The organism is Myxococcaceae bacterium JPH2, from assembly GCA_016458225.1.
GTDB lineage: Bacteria > Myxococcota > Myxococcia > Myxococcales > Myxococcaceae > Citreicoccus.
This window is the reverse complement of record JAEMGR010000001.1, coordinates 499,662-519,249: the sequence shown is the minus strand read 5'-3', so window position 1 is coordinate 519,249 and position 19,588 is coordinate 499,662. Positions and strand designations below refer to the sequence as shown.

19 protein-coding genes are annotated in these 19,588 nt (G+C 70.3%); 7 read left to right on the top strand and 12 right to left on the bottom strand.

The window, feature by feature from the left end; all coding sequences use genetic code 11:
- Nucleotides 1-90: 90 nt before the first annotated feature.
- From JGU66_02205 to JGU66_02190, 4 genes are all read right to left on the bottom strand, one after another.
- Complete coding sequence (locus JGU66_02205) at nucleotides 91-1,350, bottom strand: hypothetical protein (protein ID MBJ6759557.1); 1,260 nt, start codon at nucleotides 1,348-1,350, stop codon at nucleotides 91-93.
- 82 nt (nucleotides 1,351-1,432) lie between these two features.
- Nucleotides 1,433-2,944 carry a transglutaminase domain-containing protein gene (locus tag JGU66_02200; GenBank protein MBJ6759556.1) on the bottom strand — a complete coding sequence of 504 codons (1,512 nt, stop codon included), beginning with the start codon at nucleotides 2,942-2,944 and terminating at the stop codon, nucleotides 1,433-1,435.
- 48 nt (nucleotides 2,945-2,992) lie between these two features.
- Entirely contained in the window at nucleotides 2,993-3,460 is a 468-nt protein-coding gene (locus JGU66_02195) for a GNAT family N-acetyltransferase (GenBank protein ID MBJ6759555.1), read from the bottom strand.
- Complete coding sequence (locus JGU66_02190; protein MBJ6759554.1) at nucleotides 3,351-4,451, bottom strand: ATP-grasp domain-containing protein; 1,101 nt, start codon at nucleotides 4,449-4,451, stop codon at nucleotides 3,351-3,353. The genes JGU66_02195 and JGU66_02190 overlap by 110 nt, the downstream gene beginning before the upstream one ends.
- A 151-nt stretch (nucleotides 4,452-4,602) precedes the next feature.
- Between JGU66_02190 and JGU66_02185 the strand changes: the two genes are divergently transcribed.
- Nucleotides 4,603-5,895, top strand: a complete 1,293-nt coding sequence (locus JGU66_02185; protein ID MBJ6759553.1) for an HD domain-containing protein — start codon at nucleotides 4,603-4,605, stop codon at nucleotides 5,893-5,895.
- Nucleotides 5,896-5,905: 10 nt separating this feature from the next.
- Nucleotides 5,906-7,432, top strand: a complete 1,527-nt coding sequence (locus JGU66_02180; protein ID MBJ6759552.1) for an MBL fold metallo-hydrolase — start codon at nucleotides 5,906-5,908, stop codon at nucleotides 7,430-7,432.
- Here JGU66_02180 and JGU66_02175 read toward each other — a convergent pair.
- The 5 genes from JGU66_02175 to JGU66_02155 form a co-directional block, all read right to left on the bottom strand.
- Nucleotides 7,429-8,103 carry a hypothetical protein gene (locus tag JGU66_02175; GenBank protein MBJ6759551.1) on the bottom strand — a complete coding sequence of 225 codons (675 nt, stop codon included), beginning with the start codon at nucleotides 8,101-8,103 and terminating at the stop codon, nucleotides 7,429-7,431. The two genes, JGU66_02180 and JGU66_02175, sit on opposite strands and share 4 nt — an antisense overlap.
- An 84-nt stretch (nucleotides 8,104-8,187) precedes the next feature.
- Nucleotides 8,188-9,033: a GlsB/YeaQ/YmgE family stress response membrane protein gene (locus JGU66_02170; GenBank protein ID MBJ6759550.1), complete on the bottom strand. Its 846-nt coding sequence runs from the start codon at nucleotides 9,031-9,033 to the stop codon at nucleotides 8,188-8,190.
- A gap of 8 nt (nucleotides 9,034-9,041) precedes the next feature.
- Nucleotides 9,042-10,925: an FTR1 family protein gene (locus JGU66_02165; GenBank protein MBJ6759549.1), complete on the bottom strand. Its 1,884-nt coding sequence runs from the start codon at nucleotides 10,923-10,925 to the stop codon at nucleotides 9,042-9,044.
- A 92-nt stretch (nucleotides 10,926-11,017) separates the two neighbouring features.
- Nucleotides 11,018-11,509: a dihydrofolate reductase gene (locus JGU66_02160; protein ID MBJ6759548.1), complete on the bottom strand. Its 492-nt coding sequence runs from the start codon at nucleotides 11,507-11,509 to the stop codon at nucleotides 11,018-11,020.
- On the bottom strand, nucleotides 11,506-12,300 hold the full coding sequence (locus tag JGU66_02155) for a thymidylate synthase (protein MBJ6759547.1): 795 nt from the start codon (nucleotides 12,298-12,300) through the stop codon (nucleotides 11,506-11,508). The genes JGU66_02160 and JGU66_02155 overlap by 4 nt, the downstream gene beginning before the upstream one ends.
- Nucleotides 12,301-12,356: 56 nt before the next feature.
- Between JGU66_02155 and JGU66_02150 the strand changes: the two genes are divergently transcribed.
- The 3 genes from JGU66_02150 to JGU66_02140 are packed head-to-tail and all read left to right on the top strand — an operon-like array spanning nucleotide 12,357 to nucleotide 14,902.
- Complete coding sequence (locus JGU66_02150) at nucleotides 12,357-12,920, top strand: cob(I)yrinic acid a,c-diamide adenosyltransferase (GenBank protein MBJ6759546.1); 564 nt, start codon at nucleotides 12,357-12,359, stop codon at nucleotides 12,918-12,920.
- A 42-nt stretch (nucleotides 12,921-12,962) separates the two neighbouring features.
- The gene (gene queG / locus JGU66_02145) at nucleotides 12,963-13,982 is read left to right on the top strand and encodes a tRNA epoxyqueuosine(34) reductase QueG (GenBank protein MBJ6759545.1); all 1,020 of its coding nucleotides are present in this window, start codon (nucleotides 12,963-12,965) and stop codon (nucleotides 13,980-13,982) included.
- Nucleotides 13,955-14,902 carry a DMT family transporter gene (locus tag JGU66_02140; GenBank protein ID MBJ6759544.1) on the top strand — a complete coding sequence of 316 codons (948 nt, stop codon included), beginning with the start codon at nucleotides 13,955-13,957 and terminating at the stop codon, nucleotides 14,900-14,902. The genes queG and JGU66_02140 overlap by 28 nt, the downstream gene beginning before the upstream one ends.
- Before the next feature lie 246 nt (nucleotides 14,903-15,148).
- Here the strand turns inward: JGU66_02140 and JGU66_02135 are convergent, their stop codons facing one another.
- A complete protein-coding gene (locus JGU66_02135; GenBank protein ID MBJ6759543.1) occupies nucleotides 15,149-15,982 on the bottom strand; it encodes a hypothetical protein in 834 nt (277 codons plus the stop codon).
- A gap of 93 nt (nucleotides 15,983-16,075) precedes the next feature.
- Between JGU66_02135 and JGU66_02130 the strand changes: the two genes are divergently transcribed.
- Complete coding sequence (locus JGU66_02130) at nucleotides 16,076-16,966, top strand: MTAP family purine nucleoside phosphorylase (protein MBJ6759542.1); 891 nt, start codon at nucleotides 16,076-16,078, stop codon at nucleotides 16,964-16,966.
- A gap of 27 nt (nucleotides 16,967-16,993) precedes the next feature.
- On the opposite strand, the gene JGU66_02125 is transcribed toward JGU66_02130, so the two are convergent.
- Both JGU66_02125 and JGU66_02120 read right to left on the bottom strand, forming a co-directional pair.
- Complete coding sequence (locus JGU66_02125; GenBank protein ID MBJ6759541.1) at nucleotides 16,994-17,818, bottom strand: M48 family metalloprotease; 825 nt, start codon at nucleotides 17,816-17,818, stop codon at nucleotides 16,994-16,996.
- A gap of 111 nt (nucleotides 17,819-17,929) precedes the next feature.
- On the bottom strand, nucleotides 17,930-18,541 hold the full coding sequence (locus JGU66_02120; protein ID MBJ6759540.1) for a superoxide dismutase: 612 nt from the start codon (nucleotides 18,539-18,541) through the stop codon (nucleotides 17,930-17,932).
- A 157-nt stretch (nucleotides 18,542-18,698) separates the two neighbouring features.
- Between JGU66_02120 and mutM the strand changes: the two genes are divergently transcribed.
- Complete coding sequence (mutM, locus tag JGU66_02115; protein ID MBJ6759539.1) at nucleotides 18,699-19,505, top strand: bifunctional DNA-formamidopyrimidine glycosylase/DNA-(apurinic or apyrimidinic site) lyase; 807 nt, start codon at nucleotides 18,699-18,701, stop codon at nucleotides 19,503-19,505.
- Nucleotides 19,506-19,588 lie beyond the last annotated feature (83 nt).

Below are 19,588 nucleotides of genomic sequence, written 5' to 3'. Positions count from 1 at the left end.
TGCGCTCACTCTGACCCCAGACAGACGAGGGGCGCGGGGGCCTTGCTTCTGGCCCACGCGCCCCAGGGACTTCACGTCAGACGGTACGGCTTAGAACAGGCGGATGGCGCTCGGCTGCACGCCCGCGCGCACGCTGCGCAGGACCTGCGCGTTGGTGTACGGGACGTCGAACGGCTGGCACAGGCCCAGGCCGCCGATGTAGCGCGTCTGCACGCCGTCCGTGGCGCCACGCGGGTGCACCAGGATGCCCGAGAAGAGCACCGTCGTGCCCAGGTCGCCCGTGTCCAGCGGCTGCTCGACCTTGAAGCCGAGGGTCAGCGTGAGGCCGTCCGCGGACACGTCCGCGGAGACAGACTCCGAGGCGCTGTTGCCCGTGACGTCCGTCACCAGGCGGCCGGTCTGCGTGTCGCGGTCCGTGTCCGGCTCGCTCAGCAGGGCCACCTGGCAGTCCGCCGTGCGGGCGGCGATCTCAATGGGGCGGTTGAAGGTGATGACGAGCTTGCCATTGGCGCCCAGCAGCGCGTCCGCGTAGTCCGCGTTGGAGGACACGGCGTAGAGCGTCTGGTCCGGCGTGCCGTTGCCCGTGCCGAGGCTCAGCGCCTGGTCCGCCGCGGAGACGCCCGCGACGATGTTGGTCTCGCCCGACAGCACGCGGCCGTCGAACGCCTGGTTCATCACGGCCTCGCAGTGGTACGTCGCGCCGTTGACGAGCTGCGCGCCCGGGAGCGTGGCCACGCCGTTGGCGTCCGTGGTGGCGCTCAGCGTCGTGCTGCCCGTGGACATCGGGGTGATGAACCGCGAGCCCGACGTCTCCAGCGAGTTGGAGAAGTTCTGCAGGTACTGGCAGTTGACCTTCGTGTCCGGGACGCCGCGACCGGCGTAGTTCACCTGGAAGCGATAGTCGACCGCGTAGCCCGTGGGGAACACGCGGATGTTGCCCACGTACTGCGCCTTGTCGTGGTCGTAGTCGTTCGACCACTGGGGGTAGTCCACGATGCCGTGGAAGCGCTCGTAGCCCGCGCCCTGCGCGAACACCGGCACGGACTGGCCCAGCGGGATGCCGTCAATCTGGAAGCAGCCGTCCGCCTCGATGGCATTGCTCTTGTTCAGGTCGCCCTTGCCGCAGGGCTTGGCCGCGACGAACTCGCCGTCCACCACCGCGTAGACCTGGGACTTGCTGTCCTCGTCCTTGCCGATGTTGTTCTTCGAGTCCTCCGCCTTGAACCAGTTCAGGCGCTGACCCGTCTGACCATCCACCAGGAAGCCGACGATGCGACCCTCGTTCCCGTTGGAGCAACCGGCGGCCGCCACCATCGAGAACACCACACATGCCTTCTTGAAATTCTTCATGAAACCCAAAACCCCCTCTTGTGTAGAGGGGGCGGGTCCATAGTTCAGGATTCAACACGTTGCCAAGCGGAAAACGCGAAACTCATTTCACCGCGGTGACCTGCAGCGCGCCAATCAATGGCGTGATTTCGGCGTTTCCTTCCTGGCCCACGGCGAAGTGTGTGGCCTCGGCCACCGACTGATTGAAGGTGGGGTCCAGCTGGGTCCACTCGCCCACGTAGGCCTCCACCCATTCGTGCCAGTACAGCGCGGGCACGCCGTCCGCGTTCACCATGTAGATGACGCCATCCACGCGGCGGGCGGGGATGCCGGCGGCGCGCATCAGGGCCACGGCCAACAGCGAGTGCTCGGTGCAGTCGCCCTTCTTCTGGCGCAGCACGTCCGTGGCGCGGTCCGCGCTGGCGCCGTAGTCCTTGCGCAGCGTCTTGTAGACCCACGTGTTGATGAGGCGCGCGGCCGTGTACGCGTCCTTCTCCGTGCCCACCAGCTCCTGCGCCTGCGCGCGGATGGCCGGCGCCTCGCTCTCCACCGCGAGCGTGGACTTGAGGTTGGCGCCGCCTTCAGGGTCCGCGAGGGGACGCGGCTTGCGCGTCTGGTTCGCCGGCTGCGTGGCGAGCAGCGTCACCTCCACCTGACCATCCGGCAGCCGCTTGTACTTCTGGCGGTAGGTGTCCACCTGGAACTTCTCTGGCAGGCCCTTCATCACCAGGGTCGCCTTGCCGGGGACGATGGACGCCTCGGGCGGCAGCTCGCGCGGCAGCACGATGCGCGTGAGGCCGAACACCTCCACCAGGTCCAGCCGCTTGGCGACGGCCTCGGGCTCGGCGCGCGCCTGCATGGTCTGGCCAAAGTCCACGCGCACCAGCTTCCCCTCGGGGCTGATGAACTCCACCACCGGGACCTTCTCCTTGTCGGAGAGCGTGCTGACCTTGGAGAGCTTCACCTTCACACCGCCCAGCACCTGCTCCGTGGCCGGCTCCACCGTGGTGACGGTGCGGTAGCTCTCCAGGTCGGTGCCGTCGAGCGCGAGCCCCTCCACCTTGGCGCCGCGCAGCAGCGCCACGCGCGCCTGGTCCGCGTCCTCCACCGTCTCCTTGGGCGCGGGCAGGGCCTTGAGCAATTCGTCCGGCAGGCCGGGGCGCTTGCGCACCACGCGCATCCCGTCCGCCGTCACGGTGCCCTGCAGCACCTGGTCGCCACCGTCTCCGCGCTGCGTGGTGGTGAAGGACACGAGGCGCCCGCCCGGCTTCGCCTCATACACGCGCTCCTCGCGGTGCACGCGCTCGGAGACGCGGGTGCCCACCTGCGCCTTGAAGACCAGCTCGTTGACGCTCTTTACCTTGCCGCCCGGCTGGGCCGAGATGTCCGTGAAGAGCCAGCCCACCTTCTTGTCCATCAGGTACAGGCCAAAGAACTCGCCCCCCTTGGGGCGCGGGACCTTCAGCACGTCCGAGACGGCTTCAGCCTTGGGCGCGGGCGCCGCGGCCTTGGCGGCAGGCTGCGTCGGGGCCGCCCGAGCGACGAGCGGAGCCCCGAGGGCGAGGGTGCCCAGGCACAGGAGGGTGAGCGGAGTCGAGCGGTTCACGAGGGGCATCCCTCCTCCCGAGCGTGGGCCGGAAGGTGATGGTGGGTGGCGCGTGGGCTACAGGCGCTTGGACAGGATGATGAGGTCGTCGCCCACCTTGTAGAAGTCGCGGAAGCGCGCCTCCTCGCCGTACTTCATGGCGGCGTAGAAGCCACGGGTGGGGCCGTAGGCCTCCGTGGCGCTCGTCTCCACGCGGATGATGCGCGCGCGGTGGCGGCGCAGGTCGCCCTCCATGCCAGACACCAGCGCGGCGCCCACGCCCTGTCCACGGACCTCCGGAGCGGAGGCAATCCAGTACAGGTCGAAGGTGCCCTCGGTCATCGGCGTGGGGCCGTAGCAGATATAGCCGATGATCTGTCCGTCGCGCTCGGCGACGAGGATGGAGTAGTCGCGGTTGCTGGGCGTGAGCGCCAGGTCAACCAGCTCGATGGCGCACTCCACCTCCAGCGGCGAGAAGGTTTCGATTCGCCGGATCAGCGCGGCGAGCGGCTCCCGGTCCTTTCCTGCGATGGGTCGGATGTCCATGGGCCCTTTCGAGAGCGATCTCCACGAGGCGCGAGGCCAGGGCGGGATAGTCCATGCCGGCGGACGCCGCCGCCTTGGCGAAGCCCGCGCTCGGATGGAGGTCGCAGTTGGGGTTGATGTCGATGACGTAGGGGATGCCCTCGGGCGACACCCGAAGGTCCACGCGTCCATAGTCCTGACACTCGAGCGCTGCAAATGCTTCCAGCGCGACCTGCACGCACCGGGCTTCCTGCACTGCGTCGAGCTGGCAGGGGCCGGTGGGGGAGTCTCGGAACTCGGGCGAGTCCGCCTCCCACTTGGCGCGGTAGGAGACGATGTTGGGCCGGTCCTGGAACGTGTCACCGAAGTGGATCTCGGTGAGGGGCAGGGCCTGGCGAGGATGATTGCCCAACAGGGGCACGTACACCTCGCGCCCGGGAATGAACTGCTCGACGAGCGCGGGCTGGTGGAAGGTACGCAGCACGGCCTCGCACGCGCGCGCGAGCGCCGCCCGGTCATGCACCACCGAGTCGAAGTCCATGCCCACGCTGGCGTCCTCGCGGGACGGCTTGACGATGAGCGGCCAGGGCAGGTCCACCGCCAGCACGTCCTCCAGGCGACGCACGACGCAGGACGCGGGCGTGGACACGCCGTGCGCGCGCAAGAGCTCCTTCGCCTTGGGCTTGTGCAGCGCCAGCCCCAGCGACAGGGCGGACGAGCCGGTGTAGGGCAGGCCGAGCGCGTCCAGCAGGCAGGGGACGGCCATCTCTCCCCGGCTGTCCGCGGCCAATGACTCGCAGAGGTTGACGACCAGGTCTGGCTGGAGGCGGCGCAGGGTGTCCACGAAGTCCAGGCGGTCGCCTTCGATGGCGAGCGGCTCGGCTGTGACGTCCGCGTGAGTCAAAGCCTCGGACAGCGACTCGGCGACCCGGACCACGTCCTCTCGGGCTTCCCGTCCTGGGTCATCCTCCAGGAGTTCGTGGTCGCGATTGTGCAACAGGGCGATGTGCATTCGTTGGGACCGGAGGGTTAGCACGTCCCCCGGGACGTTCACAGCCCGCACGCACCCGGCCGGTCGGCGTCCGGCAGAGCTACCTCCGGGCGAGGTGTGCGGTACGGTCGGTCACCTCCTGGGGAGGTATCCCGGGGTATGGAAGAGAACCATGCGGATCCGCGACCCCATCCACGGCACCATCACCGTGAGCGACTCGGAGAAGGCCGTCATCGACAGCCGCTTCTACCAGCGGCTGCGCTACGTGCGGCAGCTCGGCTTCGGCGACCTGGCGTTCCCGGGGGCCACCCATACGCGCCACGCGCACTGCCTGGGCGCCATGTCGGTGGCCTCCAAAGTGTTCACGTCCGTGTCGGCGCGCTCCTCGCTCCCCGAGGACGTGAAGGAGCGCTTCTGCACGGCCGTGCGGCTGGCGGTGCTCTGCCATGACCTGGGCCACATGCCGCTGTCGCACGCGTCCGAGCGCATCGCGCCCCGGCGTGCCCTCTTGCGCCTGCCGTCCTGGCTGGACCCCGTGGCGGAGGGCGAGCAGGCCACGCACGAGGACTTCACGGCCAAGCTCATCCTCGACAGCTCGCTGACGCCCATCATCGAACGGGAGTTCGGTCCCGTGGGCATCACCCCCATGGCCGTGGTGGCGCTCATCACCGGCGCTCGTCCGCCGCAGGACCCGGGCTTCACGCACCAGGGGGTGGACTGGACCCCGCTGTTGCGCGCCATCGTGTCCGGTGAGCTGGACGCGGACCGGATGGACTACCTGCTTCGCGACTCGTTCTACACGGGCGTGAACTATGGCCGGTACGACCTGGATTGGATTGTCTCCAACCTGAACCCGGCGGTGAAGGACGGGCGCGCGGTGCTGGCGCTGTCGCGCGCGGCGGCGTTCGCGTTCGAGGACTTCCTGCTCAGCCGCTACCACATGTTCGTGTCGGTGTACCTGCACCACACGTCGGTGAACTTCGACTACATGCTGCGGCGCTACTACGAGGAGTCGCCGGGCGAGTTCGAGATTCCCGCCGACCCGGACGGCTTCCTGCTCTGCGACGACGCGGCGCTCTGGTACACGCTGCGCCGCTCGCGCAACCCGTGGGCCGAGCGCATCAGCACGCGCCAGGGCTTCAAGCTGCTGGCGCAGTTCACCGAGCGGGACACGGGCTATGACCTGGACGTGCTGAGAAGCGCGCTGGTCAGCTCGGGCTTCGAGCACTACACCGTCCAGTCCCAGGGGACGCTCAGCAAGTACGTGGGCTCGGCGGGAGGCAACCCGGGCCTGTTCATCCTGGATATGTCCACGGGACGACTGACGGAGGTGGCGCGCTACACGCCGCTCTACCAGCGCTACAGTGGCGCCGTGCGCCTCACCCGGCTGTATGTCCGGCCGGACCAGGCCGGAGCGGCGCGCGAGATGATGGGCCGGCTCCTCGGCCAGACCCCGCAACCCTGACGGTGCAACCATGAGCGAGCGCCTTCCTGGCATGGGAATCCCCCTGTCGCCCACCGCGGCCGAGCCTCGGCTGTCCGCGGTGGCCATCCTCTACCGGCGCGCGGGTGACGGCGCCCAGGTGTTCTGGGTGAAGCGCGGCGAGGCGCTGCGCTTCGCCGGAGGCTTCTACGCGCTGCCCGGCGGCAAGCTGGACACCGCGGACGCGCGGGTGCCCGTGCGCGGCGCCACGGGTGAAGAGGCCGCGCTGCGTTCGGCCGCGGCGCGAGAGCTCTTCGAGGAGACCGGCGTGCTGGTGGCCGAGGGCGCCCAGGCGCTCCCCGAAGCGCGGCGCGCCGAGCTGCGCCGGGCCCTGCTCGCCGACGAGGTGAAGTGGGCGGACGTGCTCCAGCGCGAGGGGCTGTCGCTGCGCGCGGAGGACTTCCGCCCCGCGGGCCGGTGGATTACGCCGCCGTCGGTGCCCGTGCGCTTCGACGCGCACTTCTACCTGGTGGAGGCGCCGCCGGACTCCCACGCGGAGGTGCTGCCGGGCGAGCTGTCCGAGGGCGCGTGGATCGCGCCCGAGGCGGCGCTGCAACGCTGGCGCGACGGCTCGGCGCTGCTGCACCCGCCCACCGTGCACGTGCTCCAGGTGCTGGCGGACTTCAAGGACGATGCGGATGCGCGCGCGCGGCTCACCATGCCGGCGTACTGCCCGGGCTTCATCTCCCAGCGCATCGAGTTCCAGCGAGGCGTGCGCGTGGTGGCGCTGGAGACGCCCACGCTGCCGCCGGCCATGCACACCAACGCGTATGTGCTGGGGCACGGCGAGCTGCTGATTGTGGACCCAGGCGCCTCGGACGTGAAGCAGTACGCGAAGCTGCTGTCGCTCGTCGCGGGGCTCAAGGCGGAGGGCCTGAAGCCCGTGGCGGTGGTGCTCACCCACCACCACGGCGACCACACGGGCGGCGCGCGCGCGGTGAAGGAGCGGCTGGGCGTGCCCGTCTGGGCGCATGCGCGCACCGCGGACCGGTTGGACTTCCCGGTGGAGCGGCTGCTGCAAGACGGTGAGGTGCTGGAGCTGGCCGGGGACGTGGTGCAGCGCTGGCGCGTGTTGCACACGCCGGGACATGCGCAGGGCCACGTGTGCCTGGTGGACGAACTCAGCCGGGCCGCGGTGGTGGGGGACATGGTGGCCGGCGTGGGCACCATCGTCATCGACCCGCCCGAGGGCAACATGGGCGACTACCTGACGCAGCTGGCGCGCCTGCGGGACTGGCCCGTGACGACGCTGTACCCGGCGCACGGCGGGCCCATTCCAGACGGCCCGGCGAAGCTCCAGGAGTACCTGAAGCATCGCGCCGCGCGCGAGGCGGTCATCCTGGACGCGCTGCCTCCCGAGGGCGCCACGTTGTCGCGGCTGGTGGCGACGGCCTACGCGGACACGCACCCGCTGATGCACCCGGTGGCCGAGCGCAGCGCGCTGGCGACGCTCGAGAAGCTGGCGGCGGAGGGGCGCGTGCGCGAGGAGTCCCTCACTTGGTTCCGCACCGGGGCCTAGAAGCTCCCCGAGAGGCCCACCGCTCCGCCGTCCGGTCCCAGCGTCACGCTGGGCATGACGTGCGGGGCGCGCGCGGAGGACCACTCGAAGCTGGCGATGGCCGCGGCCAGGGGCAGTGACAGCAGCATCGTCACCCGGCCCGCGTCAGCGTCCTGCTTGCCCACGCCCGCGATGTACAGCGCCGTGGACGTCGCGCCCCCAATCAGCGCTCCCGCGTAGGTGGGCACCGCGCTCCCGCGGCCATCCATCCAGTGCCCCGCGACGTAGACGCCCGTCGCCGTGCCGAGCGAGAGCCCCAGCAGCGACAGCCCCACCATGGGCGTCTTGTCCGTGGTGCACACGTCGCCGTTGCACCGCCGCAAGCTGGGCTCGAGCACCAAGGACGTCAGCACGCCCACCAGCAAGCCCGCGCCACCGCCGAGGCCGCCGCCCAGCACCTCCGAGAACACGCGCCGCCCGGTCGATGCGGGAGGCGTCGCCCGGATGCCTTCGAGCCCCGCGCTCGGGGACGTGTTGTCCTCTCGGTGCGTCGGCGTGGCGGGTGGATCCTCGATGGCCGAGACGAGCGGGGGCGGCGTGAGGAGGGGCGCGTCTGTCGCAGCCCGGGCCGGCAGTGCGAGGCCCGTAGCCAGCAGCAGCAGCACTGCCGGAACGTTGCGAACTGGAAACATGGCGACGGCTCCTCGGCGCACCGCCAAGCCGCGGCCGCCAGGGAGGGCGGAAAGCAAGACTTGGACCCGCACCCGGAGGCGGGCCTAGAAGCTGCCCATGAGCCCCAGACGGGCCGAGCCCTGGGCATAGCCGGCCACGGGCACGAGCCGCACGGACTGCCGAGGCGCGACATCCGTGTCGTGGCGGAGGGGGGGCTGGGCCGGGGCTTGGGACAGCTCGTAGCCCACCGTGGCGCCGATGACCGGCAGCGCCAGCAGCGCGGCGGCCATGACGGTGGAGGGGGTGCCCCCACCTTCGCCGTTGTTCAGCGTCACCTGTCCCAGGAGGGCGCCTCCCCAGCCCACCAGGCTGCCCACCGCGGTGGGCCATAGGCGCCCCTGTCCCCCCATGAGCTGTCCGCCCAGGTAGGTCCCCAAGGGAACGCCGATGCATCCACCCGCGATGCCGGCCATCACCGCGAGGATGGAGCACTCATCCGAGTTGCACCCCACCGTGGGCGCGGCGGCCAGGTACCCCGCGAGCCCCAGCCCCAGCACGCCCACGACACCGCCGGCCGCGCCGCCCACCATGTCCACGGCGATGCGCGGCACCGGGTCTCGAGGCGTGTCCGTCACGATGTGGGGAGGCAGGGCCGCGGCGGCCACCGCATGGTTCTGCCCCGAGGCGCTGCCAGCGAAGTCAGGGCGCTCGGTCCGGGGCGCTTCGGGGGCATCCCACCGGGTTGGCGCGCCCTCGTCGGGGACGTCCACCAGGGGCGGAGGTGGGAGCACTCGCGAGGGGCCGCCGAGTGGCTCCTCTCGGGAGCCCACGGCGGTCTCGGTGGTGCTCGTGGAGCCTTCGGTGGCGGCCCTGGAGGTCTGCTGGGCGAACCCGAGGGCGGGCGCGAGCAGCAGGAACATCAGTGCGAAGAGGCGAGGGGGCGTCACCATGCGAAACGCTACTGCAAGGGCGGTGCCCGCGTCGCGCCACTCTCCGGCGGGGGCGCCATCCGCTCACCGCGTGGGCGACGGCGCGACCACACCCACAGCACGGGCGCCAGGGCCAGCAGCAGCTGCGGCAGCAGCGACATCATGTCCGGGTACAGGCCCAGCATGTCCACGGTGATGAAGCGGACGGGGGCCAGGGGCACCACGCCCACCTCCTGCATGGCGTGCAGTCCCTTGCCGAGCAGGATGACGGCCGTCGCCATGAGCACCACGGTGGAGACGCTGAACAGCGTCTTCATGGGCAGCCGGTAGCCCATGCGGCTCACGGCGAAGACGAGCAGCAGGATGACCACCACGCCCAACAGCGAGCCCCAGGCCACGCCCGTGGCCGAGTCCACCGCGAGGCCCTGGAGGAAGATGGCCGTCTCGAAGCTCTCGCGCAGCACGGACGTGAAGGCGATGATGAACAGGCCCGTGGTGCTGCCGCGGCCCAGCGCGCCCTGCATGCGCTGGCGCAGCTCGCCCATGAAGCTGCTCACGTTGGCGCGCGCGTTGAGCCACAGCGCCGCGTACATCAGCATGCCCACCGCGACGAGCGCCGTCAGGCCCTCCAGCCACTCGCGCTGCGCGCCCGCGAGCAGGTGCCGGCCGAGCACATAGGCCAGCGCGCCCACAATCAGCGCGGACACCCAGCCGATGTGCACCACGCGCACCTGCTCCATGGCGCCCATCTTCTTCAGCGCGGCCAGCAGCGCGGTGACGATGATGGTGGCCTCGAAGCCCTCGCGCAGCAGGATGAGCAGCGTCAGCCACACCACGGACAGCATGCTCGCGGTGTCGCCGCTGCTGTTGCGCGCCTGGTCCAAGAGCGACAGCAGCTCACGGCCGTCGTCCTGGAGCTTCGGGCTGCCGCGCTCGGCGGAGATGCGGGCCTGGAGGAACGCCGCCTCCAGGCGCGAGATGAGCTGCGGGTCCCTCGCGCGCAGCTTGGGCTCCACGGGCTCCAGGCCGTTGAGGTACGCGTCCAGGAGCGCCGTCTTCGCGGCGGCCGAGTCGCCCGCGGCGCCCAGGCGCAGCGCCTCGCCCACGCCATGGCGCGCCGTCAGGAGCGAGCGCTCCTCGTCCGCGTCCGGCATGTGGCGGCGCAGGCACGCGACGTTCTTCTCGCCGTACTGCCTCGCGAGCTGCGCGTCCGTGGAGTTGGCCAGGCGCTCCAGCGAGATGCTCGGCGGGGTGCCCTCGCACGGCGGCTGGCGCAGCGTGAAGAGGAAGAAGGCCATGGACCAGCGCTCATCCTCGGAGAGCGTGGGGTAGGCCGGCATGGCCGTGCCGGGCACTCCGAAGCTGGTGGTGTTGAAGGCCTTGTACGGGGTGATGCCGTCCATGCGCTCCGCGTCGTGGAAGCTGGCGGCGCGCGGCTCCATGGTCTCCGCGATGGCTACCTGCGCACGGCCGTCCGCTCCGTGGCACGCGGCGCAGTTGGCCTGGTAGAGCGTGGCGCCTTGCTTCAGGTCCGGCGGATGACGCGGGCTGCGCGCGAGTCCTCCCGCCATCACCAGGTCTTCCACCAGCGTGGCGCAGTCGCGGCTGACGCCCTCCGCGTCCTGGGCGTGCGACACGCGCGCCTGGATGGCCTGCACGCGCGCCACGAAGGCGCTCCCCGCCGGGCCCAGGTCCCGCGCCGTCTCCACGGCCTCGTTCGCGAAGCTCGTCTGCTCCGCCAACTCGAACGCGGAGCGGGACTCGACCGCCGCCGGATAGTCCGCCTGGAGATACTGGAGGATGCCCACCAGCCGATGCCAGGAGCGTCCCTCGTCGGGTGCGGCGGGTTCAGCCCCCAGGGACGAAGTCGACGCGAGCAACAGGCACAAGACCAGGGATGCGGAGCGAGTCACCCGGCCTATGTACCAACCGAAATCCTCTATTTCAATTTTGATATTCAAAATCAAAATTGAGCTGTCCTATCCTGGCGGATGGAGCGGGGCGCTCAGTTGGATTTCGGTCCGCGCTGGTAGGTGAGGAAGGCGTAAGGCAGCTCGCCCTCCGGGTGGCGTTGCTCCTCGACGAGTCGCCAACCGGACAGGTCCAGCTCGGGGAAGTACGTGTCGCCGGGGACGTCCCGCTCGATGCGCGTGAGGTAGAGCGTGTCCCAGCGCGGGAACGTCTGGGCGTAGAGGTCGGCGCCGCCCGCGATGAACACCTCGGCATCGCCCTGGGCCCGGGTGAGGGCGTCCTCCACCGAGTGCACCACCGTCACCCCGGGAGGCGCGTAGTCGCGCTGGCGCGTGACGACGACGGTCGTCCGGCCGGGCAGTGGGCGACCGATGGACTCGTACGTCTTGCGCCCCAGGATGAGCGTGTGGCCCAAGGTGAGGCGCTTGAAGCGCGCGAGGTCCGGGGGCAGCCGCCAGGGCAGCGTGTTGTTCGCGCCAATCACCCGGTTGGCGGCCATGGCGACGATGGCGGAGAGCTTCGTCATACGGCCACGGGCGCCTTGATGGCGGGGTGGGGCTCGTAGCCCTCGATGGTGATGTCCTCGTAGCGGAACGCGAAGAGGTCCGTCACCTCGGGGTTGAGGACGAGGCGCGGTAGCGGCCTGGGCGCGCGCACAAGCTGCTCCTTCGCCTGCGCCACGTGGTTCAGGTACAGGTGCGCGTCGCCGAGCGTGTGGATGAACTCGTGCGCTTGGAGCCCGGTGGCCTGGGCCACCATGTGCGTGAGCAGCGCGTACGAGGCGATGTTGAACGGCAGGCCGAGGAACAGGTCCGCGCTGCGCTGATAGAGCTGGCAGGACAGGCGGCCATCCGCCACGTAGAACTGGAACATCACGTGGCAGGGCGGCAGCTTCATGGCCGGCACGTCCGCCACGTTCCACGCGCTGACCAGGTGACGGCGCGAGTCCGGATTCTTGCGCAGCCCATCCACCAAGAGGCGCATCTGGTCGATGTGTCCGCCGTCCGGTGCGCTCCACGAGCGCCACTGGTGGCCATAGACGGGACCGAGGTCGCCGTCGGCGTTGGCCCACTCGTCCCAGATGGTGACGCCCTGGGCCTGGAGCGAGCGCACGTTGGCGTCGCCGCGCAGCATCCACAAGAGCTCGTGGACGATGGACTTCAGGTGCAGCTTCTTCGTCGTCACCAGGGGGAAGCCCTGGGTCAGGTCGAAGCGGAGTTGGTGGCCGAAGATGCTGAGCGTGCCCGTGCCGGTGCGGTCGCTCTTCTTCGTCCCGTGGCTCAGAACGTGGTCGAGAAGGGAGAGGTACTGTTGCATGGCGGGACCGTGGAACCGATGGACGGGTTCAGGCAGCCCCCATACAAGGGACGCGCATGAAGATCTACACGAAGAGCGGCGACGCGGGAGAGACGGGACTGTTCGGCGGTGGACGCGTGGCCAAGGACGACGCGCGTGTGGATGCGTATGGCGAGGTGGACGAACTCAACGCCACGCTCGGCATGGCGCGCGGCTTCTCGCTTCCTCCGGACCTGGACGCGCTGTTGCAGCGCATCCAGGATCAGCTCTTCACCGTGGGCTCGGTGCTGGCCACGCCCACGGGCACCAAGGCTTCGTCCTATATCCCCGAGCTGAAGGCGTCATGGGCCGAGGACATGGAGCACGCCATCGATCGGTTCGAGGAGGAGCTGCCGAAGATGACGCACTTCATCCTCCCCGGTGGGACGCAGGCCGCCGCGGCGCTGCACCTGGGGCGCACCGTGTGTCGTCGCTGTGAGCGGCGCTCCGTGCCGCTCGTGCGCGAGGGCGATGTGCCCGCGTCGGTGGTCGTCTATTTGAACCGGCTGTCGGATCTGCTCTTCGTGATGGCGCGGCTGGCCAACCACCGGGCGGGCGTGCCGGACGTGAAGTGGATCCCCGAGACGTCCGGCGCGAAGTAGGGCTCGCGGCGCGGGGGCCTTCGGAGGTACGAGGGCGGCGCCTTGAACGTCCTCCCCACCGCGCCCCTGCGTGAACTCGCCCAACAGGTGGGCTTCGACCTGGTGGGCTTCGCGCGCGCCGAGCCCATTCCTCCCGAGTCGCTCCTCTCGTGGGTGGAGGCCGGCTACGCGGCGGACATGGACTGGATGGGCGAGCGGGCCGCCGAGCGGCTGGACGTCTCGATTCTCCTGCCGGGCGCGCGCACGGTCATCTCGTTCGCCAACAACTACTGGCGCGATGACGCGGCGTCGGTGGACTCGCCCATCGCCCGCTATGCGCGGGGCCGCGACTATCACTCGACGCTGCGCGACCGGATGAAGGCGTTCCGCAAGACGCTCTCCGAGCGCTACCCGGAGCTGGGGACCTACGGCGGCGTGGACAGCGGTCCGATGATGGAGAAGGTGTGGGCCGCGCGCGCGGGCCTGGGCTACGTGGGCAAGAACGGGTGCTTCATCACCGAGTCCCACGGCTCGTGGGTGTTGCTCGCCACGCTCATCCTCGACGCGGAGGTGGATGACTACGGGGATGGCCCCGCCGCGGACCGGTGTGGCGCGTGTCGCCGCTGCCTCATGTCGTGTCCCACGGGCGCGCTGGTGGGCAATGGCCGCGTGGACGCGCGCGCCTGTCTGTCCTACCAGACCATCGAGAACCGGGAGCGCGAGGTCCCCGAGGCCTTCCGCCTGAAGTTCGACAACCTCGTGTTCGGCTGCGACATCTGCCAGGAGGTGTGTCCGCTGAATCGCCGGCCTGTGTTCGCGGACCATGCGCGCTTCGAGCCGCGCGCGGTGGCGTCGCTGGGCGCGGTGGAGCTGGCGGCCCTGACGCCCGAGCAGTACCAGGCGCTCATCCCCGGCACCGCGCTGGCGCGTGCACGCTACGACGGGCTTCGCCGCAACGCCGTGTACGCGTTGGGCGTGGCGAAGCAGGCGAGTGCGCGAGGGGTGCTCGAAAAGCTCAGCGGCGACGCGAGCGAATTGGTACGTACCGCGGCGCTATGGGCGCTCAGCCAGCTCGAACCGTGACTTCTTCGCCCGGCGCCTCGTCGCTGGGCTGGGTGTACGCGGCGCTCCTCGTTCAGGTCCTCATCAGCTCGGGGACGTACCTCGCGGGCAAGCGCGCCATGGCGGAGCTTCCGCCGCTCACCGTGGTGTTGTGGCGCTTCCTCTTGAGCGGCTCGGTGTTCGTGCTGCTGCTGTGCTTCACGCCGGGGCCGGTGTTGCCGCCGCGCTCCGAGTGGAAGCGCATCTTCGTGCTGGGGCTCCTGGCGGGGCCGGTGAACCAGGTGTTGTTCTTCACGGGGCTCGCGCGCTCGTCCGCGGCGCATGCGGCGCTGCTGTACGCGCTGACGCCCTTGGGGGTGTACCTGGCCAGCTTGCTGCTCGGGCGTGAGCGTGCGTCGGCGCGGGCCTCGGTGGGCATCGCCACGGCGTTCACCGGGGTGGTGGTGCTGCTCCTGGGCCGAGGGCTGGAGAGCGCGCGCGGGGCCCTGATGGGAGACCTGCTCATCCTGGCCGCGGTGGCGGCGTGGGTCGTCTACACGACCGAGGGCAAGCCGTTCGCGTCGCAGTTCGGGCCCATCCGAGCCACGGCGTGGAGCATGACGATGGCGGCCGTGCTGATGTTGCCGCTGACGCCATGGGTGATGCGGTGGACCCAGGTGAAGGCCGCGAGCGGCGCGGCGCTGGGGTCCATCGCGTACCTGGGCCTGCTCACGTCGGTGGTGGCGTACCTCATCTGGTACTACGCGCTGTCGAAGGTGCCCGCGTCGCGGGTGGCCATCTTCTCGAACCTCCAGCCCGCGGCCACGGCCATCGCGGCGTGGCTGCTGCTCAATGAGGCGCTGCACTGGGAGCTGGCCGTGGGCGGTGGGCTCGTGCTCGCGGGCGTGCGCCTCACTCAGACCGTGCCCGCGCGAGTTGTCGCGGCGAAGGCGCAGGGCTGAGAGACCGCCTCGTCGCGGGCGGCGGCTGGACGACGGCGGCGCAGCAGCCTGCGCTCAGGTGTTTCGCGAGGACCGGCCCGAGGGCTTCGAGTCGAGCCTGGGCAGTGGGTGATGCCGCGAAGTGGCCCGGAGCTTGGAGCCCCGAGGCTTGGGTGGGGCTTGGCGAATCGCCTGCGTTGCGCGCGAAGCCGTCAGGCCGTGCGCCGAGCTCCAGGCGCCCGTGAGATGACGGCCTCATTCGCGGCCTCAGTCACCCGGATCCCAATCGGAGATGTCGTGCTTGGGCTCGGGCGGAGGAACGGGACGCGTCGGCGCGGGCTCTGGCTTCTTGGCCACCGGGGGCGGAGGGGGCGGCGGCTCATCTTCGCTCGCGGCGTCATGCGGGACCGGGGCCGGCGCGGCGGTGCGCGCGACCGACGGCGCGGGGGCGGGGGGCGGGCGGGTCTCCGCTCGCGCCGGACGCGGAGCCTCTTCTTCCGGCTCGGGGGCGGTCGCGGGCGACGGCGCGGGTGCGGGCTTGGGCTCCGAGTCCGCGGCGCGATAGACGCCCTGGCGCGCGGGCGCGGCGGGTGGCGGAGTCTCGGGCGCGGGCGGCTGCTCGGCGGTCTCGAACTTCTGCCCGGGCGCGACGGTGCGGTAGCCCTGGCGCTCGACCTTGGGCGGAGGCGGCGGGTCGTCGAAGGTCTCCTCCTGGGAGCGGCGCGAGCGGGGCGCGGCGGGCTCGGAGTCTCCGAACGGATCGTCCTCGCGCGCCTTGTCCTTCTCCTTCAGCGTGGAGCCCTTGTGGACCGCCTGCCGCTTCAGCGTCGCGTCTGAATCTCTCGCGCCCTCGGGGAGGCCCAGGTCGCGCATCTCCTTCAGGGACGAGTGGCGCGCGCCGCACAGGTCCATGGACTCCTGGCACTGCTGGAGGCAGTGGGTCAGCTTCCCGATGGTCCGCGATTGCCCGCCGTACTCGATGGTGCAGTCCTCCTTGCAGCTTCCGTAATCCTCCTGACAGCCGGTGGGGACGGCGCCCGCCGCGTGGGCGACAGCGCAGACGGTGAACGTGAGCACGAGGACGGACGGAAGGGCACGCATGGCAAATGTGAAAGTTACCAGCCTTCTTCGCTGTCGGCTCCAGGTGCCCGCGATATCGTCGCGGCTCACGTCCGTTCGGGCGAGAGGAGGCACATGGCGGCGGTCAAGGTGGGCATCATCGGGGGCTACGGCCTCGCCCAGGCGCTCGGCGTGGCGGGTCGGGGCGAGTCCCATGTCCTGGAGACGCCGTTCGGTCCCCATGCTGCGCCCATCCTCACCACCGAGTTGGACGGCGTGCCCATCGCCTACGTGTCCCGACATGGCACCGGGCACGTCTACAACGCCACGCGCTCGCCCTACCGCGCCAACCTCTTCGCGCTGAAGCTGCTGGGCATCACCCACGTGCTGGCCGCGGGCTCGGTGGGCAGCCTGCGCGAGCAGGTGGAGCCGCAGCACCTCTTCCTGCCGGATCAGGTGTTGGACCGGACGTATCGCCGCCCCTGTACCTTCTACGACGACGTGGCGGTGCACGTGGAGATGGGCTCACCGTTCTGCGGCACGCTGCGGCGGTTGCTCGCGCAGGCCGCGCCCGCCGCGGAGACGGTGGTGCACCCGTCGGGCACGTATGTCTGCATCGAGGGACCCACGCTCAGCACGCGCGCGGAGAGTCAGCTCTACCGCACGTGGGGCGCGGACGTGGTGGGCATGACGGCCATGCCCGAGGCCCGGTTGGCGCGCGAGGCGGAGCTGCACTACGCACTCGTGGCGCTGCCCACGGAGTATGACGCGTGGTACCCGCGCCCCGAGGACGCGGAGCCCGAGGCGTGGAGCACGCAGGGCTCGGAGCGTCTCCAGGCCGTCACCGCGCGAGGCGCCGCGCTCATCCGCCGCGCGCTGCCCCGCATCGCCGAGTCGCGCGCGTCCTGCCGCTGCGACTCGGCGCTCGCCCAGGCCATCTCCACCGACCGGGGGCGCATCCCCGATGAGGTGCGCACCCGGCTGCGACCCTTGCTGGGGCGCTACCTGCCCGCGGGCGTCGTCTGACCGCGACGGCGCCCGAGCGGGCGCGGACTACTTGCCGCCCAGCTTCTTCTTGATGGCGGGCAGCTGACCCGGGTTGTTGTTGGCGCCGGTCAGCCGGTTCTGCGCGATGTACTTGTTCAGGTCCGCGATGCGCTGCTCATTCGTCGGGTGGGTGCTCAGCCACTTCATCACCGCGGGCGTCTTGCCCTGCTCGGCCTGGAGCTTCTGGAAGAAGGTGATGAGCCCGTGCGGGTCATAGCCCGCGCCGGACGCGTAGCGCGCGCCGTAGGTGTCCGCCTCGGACTCCTCGCTGCGGCCGTGCGCGAGCATGGTGCCGCCGGTGACGAGCTGCGAGGCGATCTGCGCGGCGGCGCCCGGGTTGTTGCCCAGCGCCATCTGGCTGATGGCCTGCAGTCCGTACTGGTTCACCATGGCGCGAGCCGAGTGACGCGCCACCACGTGGCCCGCCTCGTGCGCCATCACTCCGGCCAGCTCCGCCTCGGTGTCCGCCGCGAGCAGGAGGCCCGTGTACACGTAGAGGTAGCCGCCCGGCGTGGCGAAGGCGTTGACCGTCTTCGGATCATTGATGACGTTGACCTTCCACTTGACGTCCGGGCGCTCCTTGCTGGCCTGCGCGAGGATGGGCGCGGAGAGCTGCCGCACGTACTCGACCACCGCCGGGTCCTGCACGTATTGGATCTTCTCCTTCTGCTCCAGCTCCTGCTTCACCTGCTGGCCGATCTGCTCCTCCTGCTGCGGCGACACGACGACGCTGGCGATGGCCTTCTCCGCGCCGATGCGCTGCTTGGTGCAACCCGAGGTCAGGCTCGAGACGAGGGTGAGGCCCACAATCACGTGGAAGATGCGCTGCATGGCCGAGAGGCTCCTTTGCGTTGACTGGCGAATGGGCGACGACGTGCGTTCGCCTCGTAGTCAGCGCCCGGCGCCTGGGCAAGTGCCCCGTGTCGTCCCCCGCGAGCGCGCCTACGCCAGCCGCGACGCGCAGGCCTCGTAGTCGATGTTCTGGAAGTAGGCGTCCACGTACCGGGCGCGCTCCGTGGCCTTGTAGTCCGGCACGAAGGCGTGCTCCCACGCGTCCATCACGAGGATGGGGCGGAAGCCCGCGATGTTGTTCGTCTCGTGCAAGGTGACCCAGTGGTTGGACAGCCACCGGGTGCGCGGGTCCTGGAACGTCACGGCCCAGCCGATGCCCGGCATGGTGGCCACGGCGCGGAAGTCCGTCAGCCAGTTCTCGTACGAGCCGAAGCTCTCGACGAGCGCCTCGGTCAGCGCGTCCGGCACGGGCGTCGTCGCGCCCCCCGGCTGGAGGTTGCCGAAGTAGTACTCGTGCAGGACCATGCCGTTGTACTCGAAGCCCAATCGGCGGGTCAGCTCGGCGTAGGTGGGGTTGGAGCCCGCGGCCTCGCCTCGGGCCTGGAGCCCCGACAAGAGCTCGGTGAGCTTGTTGGTCCGGTTGACGTAGCCCTCGTACAGCTTGAAGTGCACCTCCAACACCGCGTCGCTGATGCCGTGGAGCCCCTTGAGGTGAGGGTAGTGCTGGGGTGCGTACTTCTTCTGCGGAAGGGGAACGGGCATGCGGCCTCCCGGCGCGAGGGACGGACGAGCACTGGACTTTCCTTCATACAGGAGGCCCGCCCACTCCGCGCCGGGCCCCGAGGCGCGGTGTGCTCGGCCGAACACGTGGAGACAGGCGCTGCGCCCGACGTGTGCGCGGTGGTATGTGCCCGCCACGATGCCCGAGCTGCCCGAAGTGGAGATCGCGCGAAGGAACCTGGTGCGTTGGTTCGACGGGCGGCGCGTCGTGCGTGCCGAGGCGGACGACTCCCGCGTCTTTCGCGGCGCCGAGCGCGCCCGCTTCGCGCGCCTGACCGGACGGGTCGAGTCCCTGGAGCGCAAGGGCAAGTACCTGCTGTTCACGTTCGAGCACGGGCGTGGGTTGATGGCGCACCTGGGGATGACGGGGCGCTTCGTGCGCCGGCCGGAGGACCACGTCGAGCGGCACAGCCGCGCCCGCTTCCACCTGGATGACGCCACCGTGTTGCACTTCGCCGACCCGCGCCTCTTGGGGCGCATGGAGCCCGTGCCCGCCAAGGAGCTGTGGGAGCTGGATCCGGTGAAGGCGCTGGGCCGCGACCCGTTGTCAGAAGGGCTCACGGCCGCGCAGCTCCGGGACGCGGTGGGAAGCACGCGCATGGACCTCAAGGTGGCGCTGATGGACCAGTCCCGCGTGGCCGGCCTGGGCAACATCCACGCCGCCGAGGCCCTCTTCCGCGCGGGCCTGCACCCGGCGCGCAAGGTCGAAACGCTGTCGCCGGAGGATTGGCGCCGCCTGGCCCGCGCCATCCACGCCAGCATCGACTTCGGATTGAAGGAACAGGAGGGTGAGGAGCCCGCCTATCTGGAGGATGGCGCCGTCAACCTCTTCCAGATCTACGGACGCGCGGGAGCGCCCTGCGCGAAGTGCGGTACGACGGTGCGCGCCATCACGCAGGGCGGTCGCACCACCCATTTTTGTCCCCATTGTCAGCCTTTGGATTGAAATGACCCGGGGGGTGAGGGCGTTGACGGCGCGAAACCTCGGGCCGGTAAGCGTTGACACCCCCATGGCCCATGGCTTGAATC

Bases quoted from the DNA above. Each gene is read 5' to 3' on its own strand.
- JGU66_02205 (MBJ6759557.1), bottom strand. From the start codon at position 1,350: ATGAAGAATTTCAAGAAGGCATGTGTGGTGTTCTCGATGGTGGCGGCC.
- JGU66_02200 (MBJ6759556.1), bottom strand. From the start codon at position 2,944: ATGCCCCTCGTGAACCGCTCGACTCCGCTCACCCTCCTGTGCCTGGGC.
- JGU66_02195 (MBJ6759555.1), bottom strand. From the start codon at position 3,460: ATGGACATCCGACCCATCGCAGGAAAGGACCGGGAGCCGCTCGCCGCG.
- JGU66_02190 (MBJ6759554.1), bottom strand. From the start codon at position 4,451: ATGCACATCGCCCTGTTGCACAATCGCGACCACGAACTCCTGGAGGAT.
- JGU66_02185 (MBJ6759553.1), top strand. From the start codon at position 4,603: ATGCGGATCCGCGACCCCATCCACGGCACCATCACCGTGAGCGACTCG.
- JGU66_02180 (MBJ6759552.1), top strand. From the start codon at position 5,906: ATGAGCGAGCGCCTTCCTGGCATGGGAATCCCCCTGTCGCCCACCGCG.
- JGU66_02175 (MBJ6759551.1), bottom strand. From the start codon at position 8,103: ATGTTTCCAGTTCGCAACGTTCCGGCAGTGCTGCTGCTGCTGGCTACG.
- JGU66_02170 (MBJ6759550.1), bottom strand. From the start codon at position 9,033: ATGGTGACGCCCCCTCGCCTCTTCGCACTGATGTTCCTGCTGCTCGCG.
- JGU66_02160 (MBJ6759548.1), bottom strand. From the start codon at position 11,509: ATGACGAAGCTCTCCGCCATCGTCGCCATGGCCGCCAACCGGGTGATT.
- JGU66_02155 (MBJ6759547.1), bottom strand. From the start codon at position 12,300: ATGCAACAGTACCTCTCCCTTCTCGACCACGTTCTGAGCCACGGGACG.
- JGU66_02150 (MBJ6759546.1), top strand. From the start codon at position 12,357: ATGAAGATCTACACGAAGAGCGGCGACGCGGGAGAGACGGGACTGTTC.
- JGU66_02140 (MBJ6759544.1), top strand. From the start codon at position 13,955: ATGGGCGCTCAGCCAGCTCGAACCGTGACTTCTTCGCCCGGCGCCTCG.
- JGU66_02135 (MBJ6759543.1), bottom strand. From the start codon at position 15,982: ATGCGTGCCCTTCCGTCCGTCCTCGTGCTCACGTTCACCGTCTGCGCT.
- JGU66_02130 (MBJ6759542.1), top strand. From the start codon at position 16,076: ATGGCGGCGGTCAAGGTGGGCATCATCGGGGGCTACGGCCTCGCCCAG.
- JGU66_02125 (MBJ6759541.1), bottom strand. From the start codon at position 17,818: ATGCAGCGCATCTTCCACGTGATTGTGGGCCTCACCCTCGTCTCGAGC.
- JGU66_02120 (MBJ6759540.1), bottom strand. From the start codon at position 18,541: ATGCCCGTTCCCCTTCCGCAGAAGAAGTACGCACCCCAGCACTACCCT.
- mutM (MBJ6759539.1), top strand. From the start codon at position 18,699: ATGCCCGAGCTGCCCGAAGTGGAGATCGCGCGAAGGAACCTGGTGCGT.